The sequence below is a fragment of the Streptomyces sp. WM6372 genome, assembly GCF_001279655.1.
In the GTDB taxonomy this organism is placed as follows: Bacteria; Actinomycetota; Actinomycetes; order Streptomycetales; family Streptomycetaceae; genus Streptomyces.
Genome location: NZ_LGDB01000024.1, coordinates 1 through 10,699 on the forward strand (window position 1 = coordinate 1; position 10,699 = coordinate 10,699).

The following is a 10,699-nucleotide window of genomic DNA, read 5'->3' on the forward strand; positions in this document are numbered from 1 at the left end:
GATCTACGGACTGACCAAGGGCCAGTACTCGCCCACCAGCGAGGTCGGCAAGATCACCAAATCGACTCCGATGGGCTCGCTCGACGCCCCCTTCAACCCCGTCTCACTGGCCCTCGGCGCCGAGGCCACCTTCGTCGCCCGGACCGTCGACTCCGACCGCAAGCACCTCACCGAGGTACTGCGCGCGGCAGCTGACCACCAGGGCACGGCGCTCGTCGAGATCTACCAGAACTGCAGCATCTTCAACGACGGCGCCTTCGAGGTGCTGAAGGACAAGCAGACCGCCCAGGAGGCGGTGATCCGGCTGGAGCACGGCCGGCCGATCCGCTTCGGCGCCGACGGGCACAAGGGCGTCGTACGCGACCACACCACCGGAGACCTGGAGGTCGTGGACGTCACGCCGGAGAACGAATCGGCGATCCTCGTCCACGACGCCCACGCCAAGTCCCCGACCACGGCCTTCGCGCTCTCGCGCCTCGCCGACGCGGACACCCTCCACCGGACCCCCATGGGCGTCTTCCGCGACATCGAACGCCCCGTTTACGACACGCTGATGGCGCAGCAGCTCCAGGCGGCCGTCGACAGCAAGGGCAAGGGCGACCTCGCCGGCGTCATGGCCGGCAACGACACGTGGACGGTGGTCGCCTGACGGACCGGGAAGCCGGACGCCGGAAACGGATCAGGGGCCGGTACGGGTAACCCGTACCGGCCCCTGATCCGTTTCCGGCGTCCGGCGTCGGCGTCCGGCGGGGATCAGACGGCGCTTCGGCCGGCCGTCCGGCTGACGGGCGTCAGATCCATCGGCAGGTCGCCGCGCGAGCTGATCCGGAGCTTGCGGTAGACCCGGGTGAGGTGCTGTTCGACGGTGCTCACCGTCAGGAAGAGCTTCGCGGAGATCTCCCGGTTGGTCAGACCCTGGGCCGCCAGCGTCGCCACGCGCTGCTCGGAACCGCTCAGCTTGGCACCGCCGGCGGCTGCTTGACCGCCCGCACCCGCCTGCGCACGGTCGCGCACGGGCGGGGTGAGCGGCGCGTCCGGGAGGATCTCCCGGCACAGGGCGATGGCCTCGCTGTCCTTGGCGAGGTTCCAGGCGTTGCGGACCATGGTGTTGCCCTTGGAGGAGCCCTCGGCCTGGAGCGCGCGGCCCAGGTCGGCCATCGCGCGGGCCGTCTCGACGCGGTCGCCGGAGCGGTGCAGCTCCTCGACGGCCTGGCCCAGCAGGGCGGTCCGCCGCCGGGGTTCGCCGGTGAGGGCGCGCAGGCGCAGGGAGACGCCGCGTACCCAGGGGCGCCGCGCGTCGGGGTGGGCCAGTTGGTCCAGGACGAGCTGTTCGGCCCGCCGGGCCTCGCCGAGCAGCAGCAGCGCCTCGGCGGCGTCGGTGCGCCAGGGGAGGTGGGCGGGGCGGTCGATGCCCCAGGCAGCCATGAGGCGGCCGGTTTCGAGGAAGTCGGCGAGCGCGGCGTGGGGCTGGTTGACGGCGAGGCGGTGCAGGCCGCGGGCGCGCAGGTGCGCGAGCCCGTACAGGCTGGCCGGCAGCCGCGGCGGCAGCTGGCGGTCCGCGAGCCGGGAGGCCTCGGTGAACCGGCCCATGGCACTGCAGGCCCGGATCAGCACGGCCGTCGGCGCACAGTGGAAGGCACTGCCGGTGCGGTCGGGGAGGGCCTGGAGGGCGGCCGTGGCGTGGGCGTGGGCCCCGGTGAGGTCGCCGAGCCGCAGCAGGGCCTCGGCGTGGAGGGTGCCGAAGAGCGAGACCCAGCCGGGAGCGTGCGCCCGCTCGGCCTCCTCCAGCAGCCTGCGGCTCCACGAGACGGCGCGGTCGGGCTGATCGGAGGCGGTCAGGGACCGGACGGCCTGGGCGAGTGGCGTGGCGGTGGCGTCGGAGAGCCGGGTCCCCTGCAACAACCGTTCGCTGACGGCCCGGGGCGTATCGAGGTCACTGTCGAACGCGGCCGCCCCGCCGGCGCCTCCGCCGGGGACGAGCCCGGCAGTCTCCCCGACCCGCCCCTGCGCGTACAACAGCCCGGCGAGCAGCCGGGCGTGCTCACCGTCCCCGACCGGGCCGAGGCCGAGGCCGCGCCCAGCGCCGTCGGCGTACGGGGCGCGCGCGGGCGGGCCGGTGGGTTCGGCGGGGTCGGCGTGCCCGAGGCGTTCGGCGTGCCCGGTGTCCCGGGCGCTCCCGGCAGCCCCGGAGTCCGCGGGGCGGCCGGGGGCTTCGGCCCGGTGGGTCGCCAGCAGCGCGGTGAGTCGGCGCTCGGCAGCCGCCGGGTCGAAACGGGCCGCGACCTGGGCCAGGCGGAGCCGGATCCCGTGGCAGGTGTGCGCGTCGGCGCCCGCCCGGAGGGCGAGTTCGAGGAGCCGGGTGGCGGCGCGGGCATCGCCCTGCGCGAGCAGTTCCTCGGCGGCCTCGCGCAGCACCTCGACGTCGGCGGGATCGCCCGGGGCGCGTTCGGTGACGGGGACGTCCAGGGCGGGGCCGCCCAGCGCGTGGTCGGTGGCGGCGGCCAGCAGGTGTTCGGCGACGGTGGTGGCGGGGGCGCCGTCCTCGCGCAGCAGCCGGGCGGCCCGGCGGTGCAGGTCGGCGCGGATGCCGGGGGTGGTGTCCTCCAGTACGGCGGCCCGCGCGGCGGGGTGCCGGAACCGGATGCCGTCCGGGTGGCCCGCGCCGTCCGGCCGGCCCAACGCCTCCGCCCGCCGCGAGACTTCCGGCAGACCGGGGCCCTCGTACCAGCCCGCGGCTTCGTGCCGGCGTCGGGCTTCGTACCGGCCCGTGGCGTCCGGTCCGCCCGAGGCCGCCGGCAGGCCGGGGCCGACGTGCCAGCTCGCGGCTGCGTGCTGGTGTTGGGTTTCGTGCCGGCCGGTGGTGTCCGGGCCGCTTGAGACCGCTGGCAGTCCGGGGCCTGCGTGGCAGCTCGCGGCTGCGTGCGGGTGTTGGGTTTCGTGCCGGCCCGTGGCGTCCGGTCCGCTCGGAGCCGCTGGCAGGCCGGGGCCCGCGTACCGCCCCGCGGCCTCGTACTGGTTCGGGGTCTGGTACCGGCCGTGGGCTTCGGGCCGGCCCGAGGTTTCCGGCGAGCCCGGAGCATCCAGTGGGCCGGGGATCTCATACCGCCCCGAGGGCTCCGGCTGGGCCGAGGCCACCAGGAGGCCCGAGGCCTCCAGTGCGGCCAAGGCCCGCCGGGTGGCCGTCGCCGATCCGCCCAGGAGGCGTACGACCCGTTCCGGGGAGGCCTGTTCCCCGAGCACTGCCGCCGTACGGGCCGCTGCGAGGGCGGTGGGCCCGGTCCGGTGCAGGCAGGTCGTGACGGCCTGGCCGTACGCGCCACCCGGCTCGGGCGCGGGGGACCGCCCGGCCCCGGTCTCCTCGACGAGGGCGCGGAGCAGCAGGGGGTTGCCCCCGCTGATGCGGTGCAGGTCGGCAACGGGCGGGAGCCCGCCGGCCGGGAGTTGCCTCCCAGGCGGCGTGGGGTCGCCGTTCGGCGCGAGCCCGCTGGTCGGCTCGAGCCCGCCTGCCGGCGTGGGGTCGCCGACCGGCATGAGCCTGTCGGCCGGGAGTTGCGCGCCAGGCGGCGTGGGCCCGCTGGTCGGCTCGTGCCCGCTTGTCGGCGTGGGCCCGCTTGCCGGCGTGGGCCCGCCAGGCGGCGTGGGGTCACCGACCGGCACGAGCTCGCTGGCCGGGAGTTGCTTGCCAGGCGGCGTGAGCCCGGCGTTCGGCACGAGCCCGTCGGCCGGAGCGTGCCCGCCAGGCGGCGTGGTGGCGCCGGGCCGTGCGAGGTCGGTCGCCGGGTGGAGGGCGGCGAGGGTCGTGGCGACCTCGGTGGGGGTGAGGCGGTCCAGGCGGAGGCGGGCGAAGTGCGGCTGGCGCATCAGCTCGGTGGTGAAGACCGGGTCGAGGTCCTCGGCGTGCGGAGTGCCGGTCAGTACGGTCAGTACGGCCGCCGTACGGGCGTGCCGGGCCAGGTACTGGAGGTACTGGAGGGATGCCCCGTCGGCGTGCTGGATGTCGTCGACGACGAGCACGACGGGGCGCTGCGCGCTCAGCTCCCGCAGCCGCGCGCAGAAGGCCTGCATGGCCTCCACCCGCGCGGGCGGCGCACCCGAACCGTCGGCGGCGGGCACGGGCGCGGACGCCGGCAGGGCGAAGCCCTCCTCACCGTGCGCCAGCTGCCGCAGCACGCCCAGGGACACATGGCGCTCCTCCGGGGAGGCCACCGCAGTCAGCACCAACGCCCTGGCCCGGCGCGCCCGTTCGGCGGCCGCGTCCGCCAGCGCGCTCTTGCCGCAGCCCGTGGCGCCCTCGGCCAGAACGATCCGCGCGCCCCCTTCGGCGCACTCCGCGAGCGCCGTGTCCAGCGCCCCGATCACCGCTTCCCTGCCCACCAGCGTCACACGTGCCCCCGTCATCGAAACTCCACCCCTCACCCCGGTCAGGGTCGAAGCCGCGCCTACAGGGGTGGTCGAGCGGAGACGGAGCAAAAAGATCCCGGGCCGCCCGGGGTGGCCCCCGGGGCTCGCGTTCCGGACCGGGCCACGCCGCGGCGTCCGGCAGCCCGCTGCTCGGGCGCACGCCGCCGGGGGAGCGGCGCGTGGGTGCGGCCCGGTCCGGAGCCGGCCCCCGGCCCGGGCCCCGGCCCCGGCCCCCAGTCCCCCCGGCCTCCGGCCCCCGGTACCCCTACGGAGCGACCCGTCGGCGGCGTCTGCGTGAGGTGTTCACCGGTCCGGCCCCCGCCGCGGGAGCCGCCGTAGCGAGCCGGTACCGATCGTTCCGCGGTGCGATCTGTGGTGCTTCTCAAGCGGAGTTCGAGGATTCCTCGACCCGGCGCGCCGAGCGTGACAGCGCCACGTCACCGCCGCCGCCAGCGGAAACACCTGCCACGAGAGGGCGATGCCGATGCCGATGCCGATGGAAGGCCCCCGATACGACACGGCGCAGCGCATCACGGCGCCCGTCCACGTCACCGGCCCCGCCGGCCCCTGGGATGCCGTACGGGAGGGCATGGCCCGGCGGGGCAACGCCTCCGTCCACACCACCTGGGGCGAATGGCTCACCGCCGCCCTCGCGGAGCCCGCCCTGCGGCCCCTCCTCGGCCGGGACTGGCAGCGCTACCGCCACACCACCGACCCGACCATCCGCTTCCGCTTCGTCGCCTCCCGGCTCGCCGTCCGGTACACGGCCGCCGCCGCCCTCGGGACCGACCCCGCCAAGCTGGACCTCTCGTACAAGCCGGGCGGGCGCCCGTACCTGCGCGGCCTGGACCAGATCGACCTGAGCCTCACCCACACCGACGACCTCATCGCGGTCGGCATCAGCCGCAACGGCCGCATCGGCATCGACACCGAACCGGCCGACCGCAGACTGGCGTTCTCCCTGCTCCAGAACCAGGTGTGCACCGAGGCCGAGCGGGCCGAGCTCGCCGCCCTCCCCGAGGCGGAGCAGACCGCCGGCATGCTGCGCCTGTGGACGCTGAAGGAGGCGTACACGAAGGCCCTCGGCCAGGGCCTGCGGATGGGCTTCTCCGAGTTCGGCTTCGCCGCGGGCGGTACCGGCGACACCGGTCTGCTCGCCCCCGACGGCACTCCCGCCGCCCACGGCGAATGGGCCTTCGGCACCTACTCCGTCCTCGGCCGCTACCTCGTCAGCGTCGCCTGCCACGACGCCGGACTCGATCCGTCCCGCGACACCGCCGTGTCCACCATGCTCGACGAGGGGTTCGTCGCGATGGTCTCCGGGTTGCTGGACCCCGTCTGACCACCCGTCATGTGCCCCGGCCCCGGAGCTCGACCCGCTCCCGGGCCGGAGTCAAGCCAAGCTGTAGCGCCCACGGTGAAGCTGGGCGACGCGACACCGGCCGGACCCGGTGCCTCTGTGTCGAAAGGGCCCGTATGAGCATCGTCGAGGAAAGACCACTGGAGACCGTACTCGCGCCGGACTCCCGACCCGCTGGGGACTCCCGACCCGCTGCGGAGTCCCGACCCGCGGCTGCGATCCCCCCGCGCCGGGAGGAGACCCGCTTCGCTTCCCTGCGCGAGCGCACCGCGGAACTGCACGCCGTACGGGCGCTGGCCGAGGCCGGCCCGAGCGAACGCGCCACCGCGGCCCAGCACTCGAAGGGCAAGCTGACCGCCCGCGAGCGGATCGAACTGCTCTTCGACGAAGGTACGTTCAACGAAGTCGAGCAGCTCCGCAAGCACCGCGCCACCGGCTTCGGCCTGGAGGACAAGAAGCCGCACACGGACGGCGTCGTCACCGGCTGGGGCAAGGTCCACGGCCGCACGGTCTTCGCGTACGCCCACGACTTCCGCATCTTCGGCGGCGCGCTGGGCGAGGCGCACGCCGAGAAGATCCACAAGCTGATGGACCTGGCCGAGGCGGCCGGCGCCCCGATCGTGGGCCTCTGCGACGGCGCGGGCGCCCGCATCCAGGAGGGCGTCACCGCGCTCGCCGGCTACGGCGGCATCTTCCAGCGCAACGTCCGCAACTCGGGCGTCATCCCGCAGATCTCCGTGATCCTGGGCCCGTGCGCCGGCGGCGCCGCGTACTCGCCCGCCCTCACGGACTTCGTCTTCATGGTGCGGGGCACCTCGCAGATGTTCATCACCGGTCCGGACGTCGTCCAGGCGGTCACCGGCGAGGCCGTCACGATGGAGCACCTCGGCGGGGCCGACAGCCACGCCGGCGCCTCGGGCGTGGCGGCGTTCGCGTACGACGACGAGCAGAGCTGCCTGGAGGACGTACGCCACCTCCTCTCCCTGCTGCCCGCCAACAACCGCGAGCTCGCCCCCGCCGGCGACCTCGAGGACCCGGTGGACCGGCGCTGCGAGAGCCTGCTGGACCTGGTCCCGGCCAAGCCCACCCAGGGCTACGACATCCGCGACCTCATCGAGGAGGTCGCCGACCACGGGGACTACTTCGAGGTCCACGCCCAGTGGGCCCAGAACGTCGTCTGCGCGCTGACCCGGCTCGGCGGCCACGTCGTCGGCATCGTCGCCAACCAGCCGGCCCACCTCGCGGGCGTCCTGGACATCCAAGCCTCCGAGAAGGCGGCCCGCTTCGTCCAGTTCTGCGACTCGTTCAGCATTCCGCTGGTCACGCTGATCGACGTACCCGGCTTCCTGCCGGGCGTCGACCAGGAGCACAACGGCATCATCCGGCACGGCGCGAAGCTGCTGTACGCGTACTGCAACGCGACCGTCCCGCGGATCAGCCTGATCCTGCGCAAGGCCTACGGCGGCGCCTACATCGTCATGGACTCCCGGTCCATCGGCGCGGACGTCGCCCTGGCCTGGCCTTCGAACGAGATCGCGGTGATGGGCGCGGAGGGCGCGGCGAACGTCATCTTCCGGCGCGAGATCAACGCCTCGGACGATCCCGACGCCACGCGCGCGCAGAAGATCAAGGAGTACCAGACCGAGCTGATGCACCCGTACTACGCGGCCGAACGCGGCCTCGTGGACGACGTCATCGACCCGGCCGAGACCCGCGCGCGGCTCGTCTCCACGCTCGACATGCTGCGTACGAAGCACACGCAGCAGCCGAGCCGCAAGCACGGGAACGTCCCCCTGTGACCGCCCCCACGCCGGCTCCGGGCCCCACCCCGGACACCGCCGGCGACACGTCCGCCCTCGCCCTCGCGGCCTCGATCCGCATCACCAAGGGGAATCCGTCGGCGGAGGAGGTCGCGGCCCTGGCCGTGCTCCTCACCGCCCGGATCCGGCTCCAGAACGAGGCGCAGGCCTCACAGACGGAGGCCCAGGTGCACAAGCTGCCCCTGCGCCCCCGACCGTCCTTCATCGCGCCGGGCGCCTGGGCCTCGTAGGCCCTCTCCCCACCGCCCGCCCCCCCACACGAAGGACGATCCCGCACGCCGCCCGGCCACCCCCCCAGGCCGGGCGGTCAGCGGCATGCCCGCCCCCTGACGGCAGGTCGCCGCAGCAACGCGAGGGCGTAGCCGGCGAAGGCGAGGGCCCGGCTCACCGACGCGGCTCAGGCAGAGCGGCGCGGTGTCGAGCTGGACGGCCACTCCGGCGGCCGGCGCCCTGAGCGAGACGGTCCGGGCGCCGGGCGCCGGCGAGCACTTCCGCCGGGGCGCGCCGAGGCCCCGCCTTCCCGCGCCGCCTCCTCAGTCGAGGACCGCGGTGGCTTCGACCTCGACCAGGTGCTCGGGTACGTCCAGGGCCGCGACGCCGAGCATGCTGGCCGGCGGGACGGGGGTGACGCCGAGTTTCGCGGTCGCCCGGGCGATCCCCTCCAGCAGGAGCGGCATCTTGTCCGGGGTCCAGTCGACGACGTACACGGTCAGCTTCGCCACGTCGTCGAACGAGGCACCGGCGGCGGCCAGGGCGGTGGCGACGTTGAGGTAGCACTGCTCGACCTGGGCGGCGAGGTCGCCTTCGCCGACCGCGGCCCCGTCGGCGTCCCAGGCGACCTGCCCGGCGATGAAGACGAGCTTCGAGCCGGACGCGATCGACACCTGCCGGTAGACGGGGATCTCGGGCAGTCCGGCGGGGTTCAGCAGGGTGATGGCCATGGCGCACAGCCTCCATGTCGCGGTCTCTTGTGGTTACTCAGGAACCGTAGGAGAGTGGTCGCTGACATGGAAGAACGCACTTTCAGGTGACGGGGGAACCCGATGGTGACCAAGCAGTTCAGCGGCGGCGCACGCGATGAAGCGGACCTGCGGCGCGCCGACTCCCTGGGACGGGAGATCTTCTCCGACGTCGCCAACAAGTGGGCGCTCCTGATCATCGAGGCCCTCGGCGACGACACCCTGCGCTTCAGTGAGCTGCGCGACGAGGTCGAGGGCATCAGCCACAAGATGCTCACCCAGAACCTGCGCATGCTGGAGCGCTACGGGCTGTTGGAGCGCACCGTGTACCCCACCGTGCCGCCGCGGGTCGAGTACACGCTCACCGTGCCGGGCAGGGCGCTGCGCAAGACGATCGACGGGCTGTGCGACTGGACCCACCGGTACTTCGGCGAGATCGAGGCATCCTGCCGCCGCTTCGACGGCTGACACCTCACACCAAAGCCGTCACACCCAAACACCTGACGCTCGATGCCTGATGCCTGATGCCCGACGTCAGGAGGCGTGGTGGTCGGCGATGGCCTCGGCCACCGCCCGGTGGGCGACACGGGCCAGGACGGGGTTCTTCACGCGGTAGTAGTGCTCCGCGGTGACGCCGAAGCGCAGCGCCCAGCCGCGCCCGCGGGCCCAGGTCGCGTCGTCCACGCCCGCCGCCTCGCGGAACGCCTCGCGGGTGTCGGCGGTCAGCAAGGTCCAGGCCGCCATCACATCGCACGCGGGGTCGCCCACGCCCACCCCGCCGAAGTCGATCACGGCGCTGAGCCGCCCCCGGCGGCCGAGGAGGTTTCCCGGCAGCAGGTCGCCGTGCAGCCAGACGGGTGCGCCCTGCCACTGCGGCGCCCGTACGGCCGCCTCCCATGCGGCGGTCGCGGCCCCGGCGTCGTGCGTGCCGGCGGCGCCCAGGTCCCGGATCGCCGCGCGGACGCCGGCGTCGGCCGTACCCACCGGCCCGCCCCGGAACGACGTCGGCGCACCGGCGGTGTCGACGCGGTGGAGGGCCGCGACGAAACGCCCCAACCCGGCGGCCGCGTCGCGGAGTCCGTGCTCGGCGAGCGGCTCGTCGTACAGGTTCTCGCCGTCGAGCCACCGGTACACCGACCAGGCGAACGGATACCCCTCGCCCGGCGCGCCGTGCCCCAGCGGGACCGGCACGTCCAGCGGCACGTGGGGTGCGAGGTGCGGAAGCCACCGCTGCTCCTTGGCGACCTGGCCTTCGGCGTCGGGGATGCGCGGCAGCCGGACGGTCATGTCCTCGCCCAGCCGGTACATCGCGTTGTCCGTACCGGCCGAGCGCACCCTCCGTACGGGCAGCCGCGCCCACTGCGGGAACTGCGCCGCGACCAGCCGCTCGACGAGCGGCTCGTCGATGTCGACCTCGTCGGCGTGCATCTTCGTACCGGACATGGACGGGACGCTACGCGCCGCACGCGTGGCCCTGCCAAGGGTTTTCCGGCAGGGGAAAGCGGATCGCATCAGATCCGATACATCTTTCCTGATGTACGGTCGGGCGCATGAACGGAGTGCAGCTCTTCCTGCTGGGCCGGACGCTGATGAAGATCGGCGAGGAGGCCATCCCGACCGGCGGAGTCGGCAAGCGCACGACGAGCACGCGGTCGGTCCTGATCGTGATGCTCGACGTGTACGCCCACCCCGACACCACCGTCGGTGAGATCGCCGTCCGCTCGGGTCTGCCGCAGAGCGCGGTGTCCGCCTGCGTGGCCCGGCTGCGTGAGACCGGCTCCGTGGTCACCACCACCGACCCCCGCGACCGGCGGCGCACGCTCGTCCGGCGCGACCCCGAGGTCTCCGACCGGCGGGCCGAGGTCGCCTCCGCGTCCATCGACGGTGCCCTGTCCACCGCGCTCGGCACGAGCGACCCCGCCGAACTCGCCGAGGTCGTCGCCCTGTTGGATGCCCTCGCGCAGCGCCTCTCGCCCGAGATGCTGACCCGCCTGGCTCCGGACGCCCCGGCCGTCTAGGAGCGGGTTGGGCTGGGTGATGTCGCGTCGGAACGGTGGCAGCCGTTGCTGCCTGTCAGCAGCGGTCGTTGTGGCGGGTGGAGGGGGGCGGGGGGGGGGGGGGGGGGGGGGGGGCGGTGCGGGGCCCCCCCCACGGGGGTG

At 74.3% G+C, this 10,699-nt stretch carries 9 protein-coding genes; 6 read left to right on the top strand and 3 right to left on the bottom strand.

Annotated features, from left to right (window positions below; genetic code table 11):
* Positions 1 to 649, top strand: a 649-nt coding sequence (locus tag ADK52_RS04025; protein ID WP_234343340.1) for a thiamine pyrophosphate-dependent enzyme, incomplete at its 5' end; no start/stop codon positions are given.
* A gap of 104 nt (positions 650 to 753) precedes the next feature.
* On the opposite strand, the gene ADK52_RS04030 is transcribed toward ADK52_RS04025, so the two are convergent.
* Complete coding sequence (locus ADK52_RS04030) at positions 754 to 4,416, bottom strand: BREX system ATP-binding domain-containing protein (protein ID WP_267887234.1); 3,663 nt, start codon at positions 4,414 to 4,416, stop codon at positions 754 to 756.
* Between the two features lie 481 nt (positions 4,417 to 4,897).
* On the opposite strand from ADK52_RS04030, the gene ADK52_RS04035 reads away from it, so the two are divergent.
* The 3 genes from ADK52_RS04035 (at position 4,898) to ADK52_RS04045 (ending at position 7,811) form a co-directional block, all read left to right on the top strand.
* Positions 4,898 to 5,743 (top strand): 4'-phosphopantetheinyl transferase family protein, encoded by an 846-nt coding sequence (locus ADK52_RS04035; RefSeq protein WP_053688401.1) that lies wholly within the window; start codon positions 4,898 to 4,900, stop codon positions 5,741 to 5,743.
* A gap of 134 nt (positions 5,744 to 5,877) precedes the next feature.
* Positions 5,878 to 7,560 carry an acyl-CoA carboxylase subunit beta gene (locus tag ADK52_RS04040; protein WP_078987935.1) on the top strand — a complete coding sequence of 561 codons (1,683 nt, stop codon included), beginning with the start codon at positions 5,878 to 5,880 and terminating at the stop codon, positions 7,558 to 7,560.
* The gene (locus tag ADK52_RS04045) at positions 7,557 to 7,811 is read left to right on the top strand and encodes an acyl-CoA carboxylase epsilon subunit (protein ID WP_053688397.1); all 255 of its coding nucleotides are present in this window, start codon (positions 7,557 to 7,559) and stop codon (positions 7,809 to 7,811) included. The genes ADK52_RS04040 and ADK52_RS04045 overlap by 4 nt, the downstream gene beginning before the upstream one ends.
* Before the next feature lie 303 nt (positions 7,812 to 8,114).
* Here the strand turns inward: ADK52_RS04045 and ADK52_RS04050 are convergent, their stop codons facing one another.
* Positions 8,115 to 8,522 carry a RidA family protein gene (locus ADK52_RS04050; protein ID WP_053688398.1) on the bottom strand — a complete coding sequence of 136 codons (408 nt, stop codon included), beginning with the start codon at positions 8,520 to 8,522 and terminating at the stop codon, positions 8,115 to 8,117.
* Between the two features lie 102 nt (positions 8,523 to 8,624).
* On the opposite strand from ADK52_RS04050, the gene ADK52_RS04055 reads away from it, so the two are divergent.
* Positions 8,625 to 9,008 (top strand): winged helix-turn-helix transcriptional regulator, encoded by a 384-nt coding sequence (locus tag ADK52_RS04055; protein WP_053688399.1) that lies wholly within the window; start codon positions 8,625 to 8,627, stop codon positions 9,006 to 9,008.
* Between the two features lie 66 nt (positions 9,009 to 9,074).
* Here the strand turns inward: ADK52_RS04055 and ADK52_RS04060 are convergent, their stop codons facing one another.
* Positions 9,075 to 9,983: an aminoglycoside phosphotransferase family protein gene (locus ADK52_RS04060; RefSeq protein WP_053688400.1), complete on the bottom strand. Its 909-nt coding sequence runs from the start codon at positions 9,981 to 9,983 to the stop codon at positions 9,075 to 9,077.
* A gap of 107 nt (positions 9,984 to 10,090) precedes the next feature.
* On the opposite strand from ADK52_RS04060, the gene ADK52_RS04065 reads away from it, so the two are divergent.
* On the top strand, positions 10,091 to 10,558 hold the full coding sequence (locus tag ADK52_RS04065) for a MarR family transcriptional regulator (RefSeq protein WP_234343342.1): 468 nt from the start codon (positions 10,091 to 10,093) through the stop codon (positions 10,556 to 10,558).
* Positions 10,559 to 10,699: the final 141 nt, after the last annotated feature.

Excerpts from the sequence above, each read along its gene's own strand:
- ADK52_RS04035 (WP_053688401.1), top strand. The coding sequence starts at position 4,898 with ATGGAAGGCCCCCGATACGACACGGCGCAGCGCATCACGGCGCCCGTC.
- ADK52_RS04040 (WP_078987935.1), top strand. The coding sequence starts at position 5,878 with ATGAGCATCGTCGAGGAAAGACCACTGGAGACCGTACTCGCGCCGGAC.
- ADK52_RS04050 (WP_053688398.1), bottom strand. The coding sequence starts at position 8,522 with ATGGCCATCACCCTGCTGAACCCCGCCGGACTGCCCGAGATCCCCGTC.
- ADK52_RS04055 (WP_053688399.1), top strand. The coding sequence starts at position 8,625 with ATGGTGACCAAGCAGTTCAGCGGCGGCGCACGCGATGAAGCGGACCTG.
- ADK52_RS04060 (WP_053688400.1), bottom strand. The coding sequence starts at position 9,983 with ATGTCCGGTACGAAGATGCACGCCGACGAGGTCGACATCGACGAGCCG.
- ADK52_RS04065 (WP_234343342.1), top strand. The coding sequence starts at position 10,091 with ATGAACGGAGTGCAGCTCTTCCTGCTGGGCCGGACGCTGATGAAGATC.